General features: G+C 57.4%; 16 protein-coding genes and 1 tRNA gene. 13 read left to right on the top strand and 4 right to left on the bottom strand.

Features of this window, described 5'->3' with window-relative positions:
• Nucleotides 1-37 precede the first annotated feature (37 nt).
• Both GOW16_RS01245 and GOW16_RS01240 read left to right on the top strand, forming a co-directional pair.
• Complete coding sequence (locus GOW16_RS01245; RefSeq protein WP_170409466.1) at nt 38-1,333, top strand: lipoprotein-releasing ABC transporter permease subunit; 1,296 nt, start codon at nt 38-40, stop codon at nt 1,331-1,333.
• Entirely contained in the window at nt 1,326-2,012 is a 687-nt protein-coding gene (locus GOW16_RS01240) for an ABC transporter ATP-binding protein (protein ID WP_170409464.1), read from the top strand. The genes GOW16_RS01245 and GOW16_RS01240 overlap by 8 nt, the downstream gene beginning before the upstream one ends.
• Here GOW16_RS01240 and GOW16_RS01235 read toward each other — a convergent pair.
• Complete coding sequence (locus GOW16_RS01235) at nt 1,996-2,433, bottom strand: DMT family transporter (protein WP_170409462.1); 438 nt, start codon at nt 2,431-2,433, stop codon at nt 1,996-1,998. The genes GOW16_RS01240 and GOW16_RS01235 overlap by 17 nt on opposite strands.
• A 92-nt stretch (nt 2,434-2,525) precedes the next feature.
• On the opposite strand from GOW16_RS01235, the gene GOW16_RS01230 reads away from it, so the two are divergent.
• A complete protein-coding gene (locus GOW16_RS01230; protein ID WP_170409460.1) occupies nt 2,526-2,924 on the top strand; it encodes a c-type cytochrome in 399 nt (132 codons plus the stop codon).
• 3 nt (nt 2,925-2,927) lie between these two features.
• Here GOW16_RS01230 and GOW16_RS01225 read toward each other — a convergent pair whose 3' ends face one another.
• Together GOW16_RS01225 and GOW16_RS01220 are read right to left on the bottom strand one after the other, a co-directional pair.
• The gene (locus tag GOW16_RS01225; protein WP_170409458.1) at nt 2,928-3,620 is read right to left on the bottom strand and encodes a hypothetical protein; all 693 of its coding nucleotides are present in this window, start codon (nt 3,618-3,620) and stop codon (nt 2,928-2,930) included.
• A 41-nt stretch (nt 3,621-3,661) separates the two neighbouring features.
• Nucleotides 3,662-4,324 carry a DNA-3-methyladenine glycosylase I gene (locus GOW16_RS01220; RefSeq protein WP_170409456.1) on the bottom strand — a complete coding sequence of 221 codons (663 nt, stop codon included), beginning with the start codon at nt 4,322-4,324 and terminating at the stop codon, nt 3,662-3,664.
• Between the two features lie 412 nt (nt 4,325-4,736).
• On the opposite strand from GOW16_RS01220, the gene GOW16_RS01215 reads away from it, so the two are divergent.
• The 7 genes from GOW16_RS01215 (at nt 4,737) to GOW16_RS01185 (ending at nt 12,630) form a co-directional block, all read left to right on the top strand.
• Nucleotides 4,737-5,687 carry an ABC transporter substrate-binding protein gene (locus GOW16_RS01215; RefSeq protein WP_170409454.1) on the top strand — a complete coding sequence of 317 codons (951 nt, stop codon included), beginning with the start codon at nt 4,737-4,739 and terminating at the stop codon, nt 5,685-5,687.
• A gap of 10 nt (nt 5,688-5,697) precedes the next feature.
• Nucleotides 5,698-6,747, top strand: a complete 1,050-nt coding sequence (locus tag GOW16_RS01210; RefSeq protein ID WP_170409452.1) for a quaternary amine ABC transporter ATP-binding protein — start codon at nt 5,698-5,700, stop codon at nt 6,745-6,747.
• Nucleotides 6,744-8,810, top strand: coding sequence for an ABC transporter permease (locus tag GOW16_RS01205; RefSeq protein WP_170409450.1), 2,067 nt, complete (start codon nt 6,744-6,746; stop codon nt 8,808-8,810). The genes GOW16_RS01210 and GOW16_RS01205 overlap by 4 nt, the downstream gene beginning before the upstream one ends.
• A gap of 108 nt (nt 8,811-8,918) precedes the next feature.
• Nucleotides 8,919-9,584, top strand: coding sequence for an NnrU family protein (locus GOW16_RS01200; RefSeq protein ID WP_170409449.1), 666 nt, complete (start codon nt 8,919-8,921; stop codon nt 9,582-9,584).
• Nucleotides 9,585-9,656: 72 nt separating this feature from the next.
• On the top strand, nt 9,657-10,178 hold the full coding sequence (locus GOW16_RS01195; RefSeq protein ID WP_170409447.1) for a DUF2478 domain-containing protein: 522 nt from the start codon (nt 9,657-9,659) through the stop codon (nt 10,176-10,178).
• Between the two features lie 86 nt (nt 10,179-10,264).
• Nucleotides 10,265-11,512, top strand: coding sequence for a D-arabinono-1,4-lactone oxidase (locus tag GOW16_RS01190; RefSeq protein ID WP_170409445.1), 1,248 nt, complete (start codon nt 10,265-10,267; stop codon nt 11,510-11,512).
• On the top strand, nt 11,509-12,630 hold the full coding sequence (locus tag GOW16_RS01185; protein WP_170409443.1) for an alanine racemase: 1,122 nt from the start codon (nt 11,509-11,511) through the stop codon (nt 12,628-12,630). Before GOW16_RS01190 ends, GOW16_RS01185 begins: the two co-directional genes overlap by 4 nt.
• Before the next feature lie 394 nt (nt 12,631-13,024).
• Here GOW16_RS01185 and GOW16_RS01180 read toward each other — a convergent pair.
• Nucleotides 13,025-13,108 (bottom strand) — tRNA-Tyr (locus tag GOW16_RS01180).
• Nucleotides 13,109-13,224: 116 nt separating this feature from the next.
• Here GOW16_RS01180 and rlmB point away from each other — a divergent pair.
• The 3 genes from rlmB to GOW16_RS01165 all read left to right on the top strand — a co-directional run bounded on the left by rlmB (nt 13,225) and on the right by GOW16_RS01165 (nt 14,850).
• Complete coding sequence (rlmB, locus tag GOW16_RS01175) at nt 13,225-13,995, top strand: 23S rRNA (guanosine(2251)-2'-O)-methyltransferase RlmB (RefSeq protein ID WP_170409442.1); 771 nt, start codon at nt 13,225-13,227, stop codon at nt 13,993-13,995.
• The gene (locus GOW16_RS01170; protein WP_170410507.1) at nt 13,979-14,293 is read left to right on the top strand and encodes a hypothetical protein; all 315 of its coding nucleotides are present in this window, start codon (nt 13,979-13,981) and stop codon (nt 14,291-14,293) included. Before rlmB ends, GOW16_RS01170 begins: the two co-directional genes overlap by 17 nt.
• 104 nt (nt 14,294-14,397) lie before the next feature.
• Nucleotides 14,398-14,850, top strand: coding sequence for a YHS domain-containing (seleno)protein (locus tag GOW16_RS01165; protein ID WP_170409440.1), 453 nt, complete (start codon nt 14,398-14,400; stop codon nt 14,848-14,850).
• Nucleotides 14,851-15,046 lie beyond the last annotated feature (196 nt).

Here is a 15,046-nt window from a genome sequence, read left to right as displayed (position 1 = left end):
CCGAAAGGGTCGCGACAACAAAATAACCGGAGCAGGCATGGCCAAAACACCCCCGCCCTTTGCCCCATTTGAATGGAAAATCGCCTGGCGTTATCTTCGCGCACGCCGCGCCGAAGGTGGCGTCAGCGTGATGACATGGATTTCCTTGATTGGGATCACATTGGCCGTCTTTGCCCTGATCGCCACTTTGGCTGTTCGTTCCGGATTTCGGTCCGAGTTCGTCGGCACCATTCTGGGCGCGAACGCCCATGTGACTGTGTATTCCGCCGGAGAGTTCGACGCGCAGGGCCGGGTGGACCGCACGATTGCGGACTATGACGAAATGACCAGCCGTATCGCGCAGGTTCCGGGCGTGGAACGTGCGGCACCGCTGGTCAAAGGGCAGGTTCTGATTACCAATCGCGACCGCAGCAGCGGGGTTGAGGTTTTTGGTATCCGCCCCGACGACCTGCGAGATCTGCCCGGCGTCGCGGAAAGCGAACAGGCCGTCGGTGATCTGACCCAGTTTCAGGACGGTGAGGAAGTGATCGCTATTGGATCTGGCGTGGCGCGCAGCATCGGGGCGACGGTTGGTGATACGGTCAAGTTGACCTCACCCAATGGGGTAAAAACCGCCTTTGGGACATCGCCTCGGGTGAATGCCTATCGGGTAGTCTATGTGTTCTCGGCTGGGCGGTACGATATCGACCGAACGCGCGTTTACATGCCATTCACTCAGGCCCAGAGTTTCTTCAACCGCGACGGTGTGGCGGATGAGATCGAGGTAATGGTCGAACGTCCTGAAGAATTGACTCCGGTTCTGATCCCGATCCTTGAAGCCGCCGAGGGGCGCAGCCAGCTTTGGACGTGGCAGGACGCCTCGGGTGGTTTTCTGCGGGCGCTCGAGGTCGAGGACAATGTGATGTTCATCATCCTGTCGATACTCGTCTTGATCGCAGCAATGAATATCGTGTCCGGCCTGATCATGCTGGTGAAGAACAAGGGGCGCGATATCGGTATCTTGCGTACAATTGGTCTGAGCGAAGGTTCGGTTTTGCGGGTCTTTTTCATCTGTGGCGCGTTCACCGGCATCATCGGCACCGCAATGGGAGTGATCCTCGGCTGCCTGTTTGCCATCTATATCGACCCGATTTTCTCATTCGTGAACTACGTCATGGGCGGTGGAGTTTGGGACCCGTCCATTCGCGGTATCTATTCCCTACCGGCCGAACTGCATCTGACGGATGTACTCAAGGCGATTGGGTTGTCACTGGGGCTGTCGTTCATCGTCACGTATTTCCCGGCCCGCCGCGCGGCGCGGCTGAACCCGGTTGAGGCGTTGCGCTATGAATAATGTGACGATGCGGCTGAACGGCCTGACGAAGACCTATCTCAAGGGCACACCGGGTGAGGTGCAAGTGCTGCGCGGTGCCGATCTTGAGCTGCGCGCTGGCGAAGCCGTGGCGCTGGTCGCGCCATCCGGGGCTGGCAAATCTACCCTGTTGCACATAGCCGGTTTACTGGACAAACCGGATGAGGGAGCGGTTGAAATCGCGGGTCAGAATGTTGCGGGCAGGGGGGACCGAACCCGCACAGCACTACGGCGGCAAGACGTGGGCTTTGTCTATCAGTTCCATCATTTGCTGCCCGAATTTACCGCGCTGGAAAACATCACTCTGCCGCAACTGGCCAACGGCAAGTCAGAGAAAGTAGCGCAAGACAGGGCGATGAATTTGCTAAGTCGCGTAGGCGTCGCGGAACGCGCTGACCATCGTCCCGCCGCCTTGTCTGGGGGCGAGCAGCAGCGGGTCGCGTTTTGTCGGGCACTGGCAAACAAGCCGCGCGTTTTGCTGGCGGACGAGCCGACCGGTAATCTGGATCCCGCAACCTCGGATCAGGTATTTGACACGCTGATGGCGCTGGTCCGCGAAGAGGGCCTTTCGGCTCTAATCGCCACGCACAACATGGATCTGGCGGCGCGAATGGATCGGAAATTACGGCTGGAGGCTGGTGTTCTTAAGCCAGTTGAGTGATGGCCACACCAACGGCCATCACGGCGATGCCCCCGGCCCGTATCCAGGTCAGCGGTGTGATCTGCGCCCCGAACAAGCCAAAGTGATCAATGGCCGCTGTGCTGATCAACTGCCCCAGTAGGACGAAGAACACTGCGTTGCCGACCCCGAAATGGGGCGCAACATGGGTGATTGAGAGAACGTAGAACGCAATCAGGACACCGGCCAACAGCAAATGTTTCGGAGCTTGGGCCACCTTGGACAGCGCTTCCAGTCCCGGGAACAGCAGCATGACCAGGGTTGACGCCACAAACGCGATAGCAAACAGGATAACGGCAGCGGTTGTCGGTGATCCGATCAATTTGCCCAGAGCGGCATTCAAAGCTGCCAGAATCGGGACGCCGATCCCGGCCGCCAGCATAATGGCTGCGTATTGTGTCATTGCCCGTATCCTCCCGCTTCGTTGATCTGGATCATTGCGCCAAGCCGTCCTGTGGGCAAGCCTGCAAATGTCAATCGTGACAGGAGGATGCAATGATCAGACCGATGTTTGTGGCAGCTTGTGCGAGTGTTGCTGCATCGGCGTCTCAGGCCGCAGCGCAGAACGTGGAAACCGGCGCCGAGCTTTATCAGCATTATTGCGCGACGTGTCACGGGATTGATGCGACGGGGAATGGGCCAATGGCGGGCGTTCTGGTGATCCAACCCACTGATTTGACACAACTGACGTCAGTTGGTGGTGTATTTCCAACAGCCCGGGTTGTGGCGCGGATCGACGGGCGCGATCCCTTGGTCAGCCATGGCAGCCCGATGCCGATTTATGGCCCGTATTTCGACGGGCAGGATACCTCGATGAAAACTCCGGACGGCCAGCCGATCCTGACCAGTCAGCCGATTGTGGATCTTGTGGCGTATCTGGAGACGCTGCAATAGGGCTTAGCTTTCGCGGCAAATCCCTTCGATTTTCGCTCCGCTCCAAGGAATGACAACGGCACGCTCGCGTTCCGCGCCGGGCAGTGGGGACAGGTCAAAATGCGCCCCCAACATCTCATGCAGCCGCTGCGTGCGTGGCGCGGTCGGATCCAATGCCCGGCAACAGATATATTCCTCAACGATCGCCCCCTGTTGTTCGAAGCCGTAGGACAGAAAATCAGGCGATGTTTTCAGGTCAAACAAGTAGGGGTCTTTGTTTCCGCCGTGCTCTGCAGCCGCGCGAAGCGGATGATAACCGGTTGTTCGGCGGTTCTGCCACTGCCAGACATGAGTCAGTTCGTGCGCCAGCAACATCCCGGCAATCAGGTCCATTTGTTCCGGGAAGTCGGACATATAATCTTCGAGGTACCATTCCTGCGTGAAATAGACCTTGTCGAACAATGCAACGGCAGCCGGTTTGGCGGTCACAACACCCTCTTTGGTTGGCGGCAGGATACGTTCCCGGCAGGCAAGGCGCGGTCGGTCCTTGCGGTAGAATGTGATAGGTGCAACCGGGGCACCTTCAACAAGACGCACACGATCCAGGTCAAGCGTGTCTCCCTGAACAGCGCTTGCAAAGGCGCGTTCCTGATCCGTCAAAGGGCGACCGCAGGCTGCCAGCAGAAAAAGAAGCGTCATCAAAATGCGAAGGGCCATGACCAAAGCCTAATGCGAAGTGCCCGTGCTGCAACCCGTTTTCACAGGCTCATTGCCAAAACCCTGCTGATTTCCGTCAGAGATCGACCGGATTGTTTCATCCATGTGTTAAAGGCCTCTTGTACCGCAGCCATCGCCTTTTTCGAGGTTGCGGCTTTGTCGATCACACCTTCGGCAATCAGACGCGCGGTGACGTCTTGCGAAAGGATAAAGCTGTCGCGCCCTGCAAATCTCATGGCGTATTGGGCTGACGCCCCGCCCAGACGTGACCCTCGTTTTGCCAACATCGCTAACAGACCGACATAGTCCTCAGATGGCCATGCCCCAAAGACCTGCCCCGCACCACCTTCTTCACGGAGCTCCAGTAAAAAGGCGGCATTGTCACGGACGGTCGCGATTTTGGTTCCGTTGCGAACAATGCGCGTATCCTGCAGTAAGGCGTCGAACTTCTCATCATCCATGAAAGCGCAGCGCCCGACGTCGAAACCGTCAAATGCGGTTTCAAACCCATCCCATTTATTTTCGATGACTTTCCAGTTGAACCCGGCTTGAAAGATAGTCTTTGTGATGATCGACAGCCAGCGATCATCAGGCATCTCGGCAAGTTCGGCGATGCTTTTGGGCTTGGTCAGCTTTTCATTCAGGGCATCGCTACCACCGTGGCGATTGGCAGCCATTTTAAAAATTTCATCGAAGTGATGCATCAACTGTGTCCTCCACCAACAAAGTTGCCTGTTGAGCACTGCGTTGCAAGGTCTCAAAGAGAGAGAGTTTTTCGGCTTTTACTGCTTCTGAAGTCAAAAAGAGCAAAAAAACCGAATACCAGGAAAAGAAATGCTCGACAAAACAGGGGATTCGGGTTTGTGATTGACTCGTCAATCAACGACCCGTGCCAAAAAAGTGCAAACACAACATCACGGGTGATCAGTACAGCGCAGCAAGAGGGACTTGCAGCTTGGTACAAGGTGAAAATCTACGCCTTTGTTCAAAGTGGCCACTTTCCTTTTGCAGCCAATATTGTGCATGTTGCGACATGGTATTGTCGTCCTTGAAACCGACCAGCGCTTAATTGAGCGCTGAGGTGGACGAGAAAGAAAAAAGACAGGGAGAATGTCGATGAAAAAACTCAGTGTCAGCCTTTTGGCTTTGATGGTAGCCGGTTCCGCCTCTGCCGCCGATATGGGCGCCGTGGACGAGCCGATTAAACTGGCGATCAACGAATGGACTGGTCAGCACGTGACAACCCATGTGGCGGGCGAAATGTTGAAGGCCGCAGGCTACAACGTTGAATACGTGACCGCCGGTATGATGAACCAGTTCCAGGCGATCGCAGATGGCGACATCACTGCAACGCTGGAAATCTGGTCGTCGAACGTCTCGGATGAATACGCCAAGAAAATCGAAGAAGGCACTGTCGTCGAGATCGGTGATCTGGGTCTGGATGCCAAGGAAGGTATCGCTTATCCAGCGCACGTGGCGGATCTGTGCCCGGGACTGCCCGCATGGGAAGCGTTGAAAGACTGCGCGCAAGTCTTTGCAACTGCTGAAACGCTGCCCGGTGGCCGTCTGGTCGACTATCCTGCCGATTGGGGTACGCCCGGCGCCGACCGTATGACCGGTCTTGAACTGCCGTTCAAAGCGGTTCCTGCCGGATCTGAGGGCGCTCTGATCGCCGAACTTCGCGCCTCGACCGAGCGCAAGTCGCCGCTGCTGATCACCTTCTGGCAGCCCCATTGGGCGATGTCGGCCTATGACGTGCAGTTCGTTGAATTGCCCGCAGGTGAAGAGGCGTGCTTTAACGATCCGGCATGGGGTCCGAACCCGAACGCCGTTAATGATTGCGATTTCTCACCCTCGCGCATCTTCAAGGCCAGCTGGAACGGTATGGAAGACAAGTGGCCTGCAGCCTATGAGATCCTGTCCAACTATCAGCTGGCGGTCGAGGACCAGCAGCCGATGATGGGCGCGATCGACGTTGACGGCGGTCAGGTCGAAGAGGTTGTCGCCGAATGGATGTCTGCGAACGAAGACAAGTGGCGTCCGGTTGTTGACGCGGCAACTCAGTGAGTTCGCATAAGTGACTGACGCGAATACGCCAGCCATTGCCTGCCAGAATCTCTGGCAGGTCTTTGGCCAAGGTGCAGATAAAGCCCTGACCGACGCGCTGTCTCGGTCAGGGAATGACGCAGACCAAGCTGCCGCCGATCTGCGCGAACACGGGTTCATTCCGGCTGTTCAGGACGCCAATTTCGAAGTCAAAGAGGGCGAGCTTTTCGTCATCATGGGGCTGTCCGGGTCAGGAAAATCCACGCTGATCCGCTGTATCTCGCAATTGTTGCCCGGCACGGGTGGCGAAATCCGGGTCGACGGTGAAAACGTCATCGGCGCGTCAAAGAAGGCTTTGACCGAATTGCGGCGCAAAAAGCTGGGAATGGTGTTCCAGCATTTCGGCCTGTTTCCACATATGACTGTGGCGGAAAACGTGGCCTATCCGCTGCGGGTGCAGGGCGTTGGAAAAAAGGAACGTCTGGCGCGCGCGCAAGAAGTGATCTCGTTGGTTGGATTGGAAGGTCGCGAGGACAGTTTCCCCCGTCAGCTTTCGGGTGGTCAGCGTCAGAGGGTGGGGATTGCGCGGTCCCTCGCCGTAAATCCCGATATCTGGTTTCTGGATGAGCCGTTCTCGGCCCTCGACCCCCTGATCCGCCGGCAGTTGCAGGACGAATTCCTGCGCATACAGGCCACGCTGAAGAAATCCATCGTGTTTATTACTCACGATATCCAAGAAGCACTGAAACTGGCCGACCGAATTGCCATCATGCGCGACGGCAAGATCGTTCAGATTGGCACGCCGACGGATATCGTTTTGCGCCCCGTAGACGACTACGTGCGCGAATTCTCGAAAGACGTGGCCAAGGGGCAGCACGCAAAGGTTGCCTCGGTCATGCGGGATGAATCTGAGCGTGGCCCTGACGATCCGGGCCTGACCACGTCCATGACATTGGATGCAGCACTTGCGCATTGCATGGAGCTGTACGAACCCGTGCCGGTGCGGGACGAAAACGGCAACATTGTCGGGACGGTTCATCCTTCTGATCTCGCCGCCGCGCTACAGGTAGAAGAAACATGACTGCTGTGGCAGATATCCCGGCTCAACCCGTGTCGCGCCTTACGATAGGTGCGAAGGCTGCATTAATCACCGTCATCGTTGGTGCGATTTGTCTTGCGTTGGAGGGCGTTGCGCCTTGGTTGGTCAAGTGGCCCACCACGTGGGAACTGCCCGCCACACAATGGGTTGGCGCGTTTCTGGATTGGTTTCTGAACGGTATCAAACCGGCGATGCGTTTGTTTTCCGACCTGATGGCTTACCCAATGAACTGGGCCAATTTCGTGTTGGGTAACACCCCGTGGCCTATTCTGATCGGTCTGGTGACAGCGCTGGGTTGGTTTCTAGGCGGTTTGCCGATGGCTGCGCTCGGGTTCTTTGGCCTGTGTTTCGTGCTGGCCTCAGGCTACTGGGCCGAGAGTATGAATACGCTCGCGTTGGTTGCTGTTTCGGTCCCGGTCGCACTGATCGTCGGCGGTGCCATCGGTATCCTCGCCAACGAAGTTCCGCGGGTGAAGTCGTTTGTGCAGGCGGTGTTGGACGTGATGCAAACGGTTCCGACCTTTGCCTATCTAACGCCGCTATTGCTGTTGTTCGGTTTTGGTCCCGTGGTGGGCCTGATCGCCTCGGCCATCTACGCGGCTCCGCCCATGGCACGCAATGTTATGCTGGGTCTGGAGCGGGTCGAGCCGGAAATCAAAGAGGCCGCAATCATGTCCGGCGGCACACGGTTTCAGCAGCTATTTCAGGTCGAAATTCCCGCCGCCGCGACGCAGATCATGGTCGGCGTGAACCAGTGTCTGATGGCCGCCCTGTCGATGGTCATCATTGCCGCCGTGATCGGCGGGTTCAACGACATAGGTTGGGAAGTCCTTCTGACCATGCGCAAGGCGCAGTTTGGCGAGTCGCTGATGGCTGGTCTGGTCATCGTGGTCTTTGCCGTGGTGATCGACCGGATGAGTGGCACGCTGGCCACCGAGCGCAAGCGTTATGATCAACGTGTCGTCTGGGCGGTTCTGGGCTTTACGGTCCTGTTTACCGCCGCCTTTTGGGCGTGGCTGCCGAACCCATCCGAACTGACCCTGCTGGACCCAATGGCTGAGGCCGTCGACAGCGGGCTGACCGCGTTCACGCAGGCTAATGGTCCTTGGCTGGATGCGCTCAAGAACAACTCGCTGTTCTATGTTCTGTTGCCGCTGCGGATCGGTCTGGATCAGGCGGTTCTACCGTTCACCTGGGGTTTCCAGTGGACAGCAGGAATGAGCTTCGGCCTCTTTGCTGCCGGTGCTGTTGTCGCCGCGCTAATGGCATGGCGCGGACATCTGACAGGCGGTCTGGTCGTGCTGATCCTGATCGGAATGCTGGAAACCGGCATCTCGAACCTACCGTGGCCCTTCGTTCTGACTGGCGCGGCCGCGCTCAGCTATGCTGCGGGCGGCTGGCGTCTGGCAGCGCTTTCGGTTGGGTTGCTGTGCACCATCCTCGTTTCCGGCCTGTGGGAACGCGCCTTGCTGTCGCTCTACCTCAGCGGCGCTGCGGTGTTTTCCTGCGCCGCCGCAGGCGGCCTGATCGGTCTGGCCAGTGCCGTATGGTCGCCGGTCTGGAAGGTCGTTCGTCCAGTCTGCGACATGCTGCAGACGATCCCTCTGTTCGTTTTTCTGATCCCGGTGCTGATGGTTTTTCAGATTGGCGAGTTCTCGGCCTTTCTGGCGATCTGTGCCTACGCCATCGTCCCGATGATCCGCTACACGCGGCACGGTTTGGTCAACACCCCGGAAGAGATGATGGAGGCCGCAATCTCAAGCGGCGCGACCGAGTGGCAGATCATGCGCGACGTCCGTGCGCCCTATGCCGCGCCAACGATCCTGCTGGGTCTGAACCAGACCATCCTCTATGCATTTGCCATGCTGGTGATTGCGGCGCTGATTGGGACCACCGGTCTGGGGCAGTCGATCTATCTGGCGCTGGGTCAGGCGGATGTGGGTCTGGGTATCTCGGCCGGAGCGGCGATGGCGATTTTGGCGTTGGTCGCCGACCGTATCGTGCAGGGCTTTGCCGAAGAACAGCGTAAAGCTCTGGGGCTTTAAAATGGGGCAGGGGCGGTGTGTCCGCCCCTTTTCCCCCGCACTTGATTTTGGACAAAGACCGGACAGTAATCGGGGCATAGATCCTGCGTAACACGTTCGGAGATTACTATGACCGGTTGGGCCTTCTTCCTCGCAGCATTGATCACCTTCCTTCTTAGCCACGCCATCCCGGTGCGTCCTGCCGTGCGCGGGCGGCTGATTGAAACGTTGGGGCGCAGGGGATATTTCGCGGCCTATTCCGGATTGTCCTTGCTGGTGCTGGTATGGCTGATCGTCGCCGCAGCACAAGCGCCTTACGTTGAGGTCATACCACCGCTTGCCATTTTTCGCTGGGTACCACTCTTGGTGATGCCGATCGTGTGTTGGCTGGCGGTTGCAGGCTTGTCGATCCAAAACCCGTTCTCTTTTGGCGGGATGGGGCGCCGCGCCTTCGATCCTGAAAAACCGGGCATTCTGCGGACCACGCGTCACCCAATTCTTGCGGCCTTGATGCTGTGGGCTGGGGCGCATCTGCTGGCCAATGGCAGTCTGTCACACGTAATCCTGTTCGGGCTTTTTGCAGGTTTTGCGGCTGTCGGTATGGCCCTGATAGATCGCCGTAAACAACGCGATATGGGAATGGAATGGACCAGGTTGTCTCGCAATACGGCCCGGTTGTCGTTGCGTGCGCCTCGTCCTTGGCCACGGCTTTGGGTCTGGATGGTTTCAGCCACCATCTTCATGGCGCTGCTTCACCTGCACGCACCTGTGATTGGGTTGTCACCACTGCCGTGAATCAAGAGAGTGGTCGCGCGGGTACTTGCGTGCTATCTGGAATGTCACAAATCTGTACTAAGGGGTCCTTGGATGCATCTGGCCTATGTTACCACCACCGACCGCGGCGCGACGGACCGCTTGCTGAGCGCGGTTGCCGAACACTTGCTTGCCAACGGCGCGGCTCTGGCTGGGGTGGTGCAAACCAACACCGAATGCGCGGATAGCAGCAAATGTGACATGGATGTCCGGGTTCTGCCCGAGGGCGAGACCATTCGCATTTCCCAATCCCTTGGTGAGCAATCGCGCGGTTGTCGTCTGGACCCTGCAGCGTTGGAGCAGGCCGTTGGATATGTGACCGCTTCGCTGGCCGACGCACCGCAGCTGCTGATCATCAATAAATTCGGCAAACATGAGGCGGACGGGCGTGGTTTTCGCCCTGTGATCGCCGAAGCGCTGGCGCAAGATATTCCCGTCCTTGTCGGTGTGAACGGTCTGAACAAAGAAAAATTCGACGAGTTCACAGGTGGCGCGGCCGAACAGATCACGGCTGATCCGGAAAGCATCGTTGAATGGTTCAACCGCGTCACCGCGCAGCGTGAGGCTGCGGCCTGACAAAACTCCCGTAGGGTAAGCTTCTGTTTTCCTGACTTGTTTCGTTCCACATGTGCTGCAATCCTCTTTCTTGGAGGAGACAGAGCATGTGGACCAACTGGGCCGGAAATCAGCACGCGGATACGACAATAGCGTGCCCGACGTCGATTGCCGAGCTGCAAAAAGAAATCGCGCAGCCTCAAACCCTGCGGGTCTTGGGTGCGGGGCATTCCTTTACGCCGATTGTGGCCGGTGGTGACCGGATCGTGGATTTGTCGGGATTAGACCTGCCAACGATCGGCGACGTCGAGCAGGATCGGGTGTGGGTCAACGCCAACGCGCGGCTACGCGATCTGTCACCGGCGCTGGCGGACAAGGGGCTGGCGTTCCGCAATCTTGGGGACATCAATACGCAATCACTGGCCGGCGCGGCGTCGACCGCCACCCATGGGACCGGGCGTGAAATGCCCTGCCTTTCGGCAGAAATCACCGCCGCAAGGTTGGTCGGGGCAAACGGAGAGATCCTGACCACGGATGATATCCCGCTTGAGATGGTCCAGGTCAGCTTGGGGATGTTGGGCGTATTGACCGAAACACAGATCTCGGTCGTGCCAAAGTACAACCTGCGTCGGCAGGTTCAACTTTGCACGGTCGAGGATAGTCTGGCCACGATGCATCAGAATTGGGCAGAGAACCGGAATTTTGAGTTTTTCTACATCCCGTTCACCGGAAAAACCGTCGAACTTCGTCATGCCATCACCGATGCCCCAGAAGGCAAAGCGCCACGCGATCTGGATATGATCGCTGTAAAGGTCCTGAAACTTGCACGAAGCGCGGGCAGGGTGAGCGAGGGGTTGCGCAGTGCATTACTGAAGTTACTGACAATGGCGCAGTCCGACGAAGATTACGTCGGCGAAAGCTGGCGGGTTTTGTGTAGTGATCGGCACATTCCGTTTAAGGAAATGGAGTACCATCTGCCGCCCGATGTAGCGGTGGATGTTCTGCAAGAGCTTCTGACGCGCCTGCATCGCGATCACAAAAACATCTACTTTCCGATCGAAGTACGCCAGACCGCTGGTGACACGGCCTGCCTGTCTCCGTTTCAGGGCGGGCCGCGCATTTCCATCGCAATTCACACAGACGCAGGTGAAGATCACAAACGGTACTTCGGAGCCATTGAGCCGCTATTTGTCGAAGCCGGAGGCCGCCCGCATTGGGGCAAGATGCACAATCTATCCTACAAGGACCTGTCAGTGATGTACCCGGATTTCGACCGGTTTTGTGCGCTGCGCGAACAGCTGGACCCACAGGGTAAGTTTCTGACCCCCGCGCTTGCCCGGTTGTTTCGGCCATGAACGCCGCGGGCTTGAAGCACCTGTCAGAGTCCCTGCGATCCTACGGCGTGGACAAGCCTGTCGTTGCGGTGAACTTGGACCTTCTGGACGCCAATTGTTCTGTCGCGGACGGGGTTGCCGATGCCGGACTGGCCCGCAGATTGGTCGCCAAGTCTCTGCCGTGTCTGCCCTTGCTGGACTTCATTCGCGAGCGGATTTCGACCTCTGGCCTGATGACGTTTTCCGAGCCTATGTTGCAGGCGCTTTTGACGGCTGAGCCCGATACGGATCATCTGATCGGAAAGCCTTTGCCAGTCAGTTCGGCCGCGAGGCTGCTGGCCGCCTGTCCTGATGCTGCAGGGCGCGTGCAATGGTTGATCGACACTCCGACGCGACTTGCAGAGTATCTGGCGCTGGCCTCGGACCGCCAAACACCGCTTCGTTTGTCGCTTGAGTTGGATATTGGCCTGCATCGCGGCGGAGTTGACCCTCAATCCGTGTCAGAGCTTGTCCAACAGATCGTGGGGCACCCATATGGGAATCTGTCTGGGGTGATGGGGTACGAGGCGCATTTGGCCAAACTTCCGGGCATTTTGCGCAAACGTGCTGCAAAGGCCAGCGCAGATGCGTTCGCAGCTGCCCTCGTGGCTTTGCCGCACGCCGGGGAAGGCTTGTGTCTGAACACTGGCGGCAGCCTGACCTTTCAATCCTATCTTTCCCAGGGTGCGGCAAACGAGGTCGCATTCGGCTCGGTCCTGGTAAAGCCCACCGACTTTGATCACGCCACGACGCAGGCTTTCGAACCGGCCGCGTTCATCGCAACGCCGGTCCTTAAGGTCTTGCCGGGTAATGTTTTGCCGGGGATGGAGTTTTTACCTCGGCAAAAAATGGATATTGCCGTCTTTGGCGGCCACTTCCTTGCCCAGCCGGTGTTTCCCGGCGGTTTTGGGTACTCTGCAATCTTTGGCCGTTCCAGCAATCAGGAAGTGTGGACTGGCCCCCGTGCGTCCGACGTGTCGCCGGGTGACATCGCCTTGCTGCGGCCCAGTCAAAGCGAGGCCGTGTTGAATCAATTCGGCACCATGCTTGCCGTTCGAGGCGGGAAGGTCGTTGGCGAATGGAAATGCCTGCCAAACTAGGCGACGGCAATTCTGGGAACGTAGATTTAGCGCGTCAGAGTCGTGGTTGATTACTTTGTCATAAGGCAGCTCGGACTGTTCAGGTGGCGATTGGTGCAGGATCGCCGCATTCAGGCTCTCGTTTCGGCGCACAGCACGTGCTTTGCGCAGGCAACAGCCTGTAGCATCTGCTCTCCAAACTGCCTTGCGCCAGCCAAGCCCCGACTTTTGTGGGTGCCCTGCCGTATGCTGGTTGCGAATAGAAAACTTGGAGGCTTTTTTCGTTTCCGGAGGCAAGACTGGTGGTCCAGGCGCGATGCCCAACCCATGTCAACAAAATGCAACAGAGGCTCACAATCGAACGCCAATGCGCGTCAAAGTCTTTGGTCAGGCGATCTGTATATGTTTGGAAAGATGGTGGGCGACCCTGGAATCGAACCAGGCGTGCGTCTCCGCGAGGGAGTTACAGTCCCCTGCCACACCTTGCGGCCTGTCGCCCACTGTCAGGCGTTGCACCTGACGTGGAGGCGTGATTACTAGCGCCTTGAAGGAGCGTCAACAGGAAAATTTGGCTTTGACGCAGGAAACCGAATTCCCGGCCCGGAGGCCCAAGAAATGAAGAAACCCAAGTGGGTTGTTGAAAAGGAACAGGCGCGCAAAGCTGCGGCGTCCGAAACTGTTTGGCTGTTCGGTTTGCACGCCGTTCGGGATGCTTTGATGAACCCGAACCGGCAGAAACTGAAACTGATCGTGACGCGGAACGCGCGGGATAAACTGGCCGAAGCGATTGAGTTTGCAGGGATTGAGGCGGAAATTGTCGATCCACGCAAATTCACCGCGCCCATTGATCCCGGTTCGGTTCATCAGGGGGCTGCACTTGAGGTTAAACCGCTTGATTGGGGCGGGTTGGCTGAAAACTGCATTGGGCGTGAACATCCTAGGGTCATTCTGTTGGACCGTGTCACCGACCCGCACAATGTAGGGGCGATTCTTCGGTCGGCCGAAGTGCTTGGGGCTAGTGCCGTGATCGGTACGCGGCACCACTCGGCCCCAGAGACGGGCGCGCTGGCCAAAACCGCCAGCGGAGCGCTGGAGCGTCAGCCCTATCTGCGTGTGCGCAATCTGGCGGATACGATCGTTGAATTGCAAAACATGGGCTTTCTGGTGTTGGGTTTGGACGGTGAGGCCGAACAAACCATCGAGACGGCGTTGGGCGGCAAACTGGATCAACCTGTCGCGTTGGTGTTGGGGGCCGAAGGGCCGGGCCTGCGGCAAAAGACCAAGGAAACTGTCAATCAGCTGGTGAAAATCGACGCATCCGGTGGATTTGGTTCTCTGAACGTCTCAAATGCTGCCGCAATTGCCTTATATGCTTCAAGGCATTGATAGACAGGAGAGAGCCATTTCCAGCCCGACCAAGATCGCAACTTGCTGCTACTGCGGAACGCGCGCCGCGTTGGTTCTGAAGGGGAAGCAGCGCCATGAACTCAGCTGCTCCAGCTGCGGAGCCCCTCTGCATGACCTCAAGATGGTTCCCAAGCGCAAGCTAAACAATGACAAGCCGAAGCGCGACAGCTACAGGACGGCCACCGCATACCAGAACAAAAAGAAAAAGAAGAAAAAGGGGATCTTCGCCCGGGTCATCGATGAGGCCTGGGACGTGGTCGAGGATATCTTTGACTGACGCAGGCTAAAGCGACACGGGCGTTCACAACCGCGTTAATAGGGGTGTTATGCGCGACAAAAGATTGCATTTTGATACCCTGAATTTGTAATCCTGAGCCTGTGATGCCAACTAGACGTTTCATACTTGGTGCGATAGCCGCTGCCGCCTTTCTTCCTGCCGCTTATGCACAGGATATGCCCGTCTTCTACGAAGCCGACGGAGCCGTCATGGACGGCTATGATCCGGTGTCATATTTTCTGGGAGAATCACCGATACGCGGTTTGCCCGAGTATTCCGTTGTCTGGAAAGGGGCGGAATGGCATTTCGCCTCGGCTGAGAATCGTGATCTGTTCGAAAGCAATCCCCGCGCCTTTTCCCCTCAGTTCGGGGGCTACTGCGCATATGCCATGGCTCAAGGTATTTTAAAAAGCACTGATCCGATGCTCTGGGACATGGTGGACGGTAGATTGTACTTGACCCATTCTCCCGAGGTTGAGCAGCTTTGGCGCGGAGATCGTGCAGAGTACATTCACATGGCCGAGGAAAACTGGCCTTTGGTATTGTATCAAAAGTAGGTAAATTCCCTCTTTTTTTGATATGTCATCACAAAAAGGAGACGCGCCTCTTTTTTTCTCAAAACTTATGCCTAAATGTCACAGTGACCGCGGAACGGAACTGCCGCGGGTCATTTCACTGTCCCTCGTTCCAACAACTGGCGCTCAGGTTCGACCTGAGCGCTTTTTTCTTTGCCGGACGGCGTCTAGGGTGACC

This window comes from Ruegeria atlantica, from assembly GCF_013033965.1.
GTDB classification, from domain to species: Bacteria; Pseudomonadota; Alphaproteobacteria; order Rhodobacterales; family Rhodobacteraceae; genus Ruegeria; species Ruegeria atlantica_D.
Note: the sequence above shows the minus strand (reverse complement) of the source record. Positions and strands in the feature narration are given on the sequence as shown.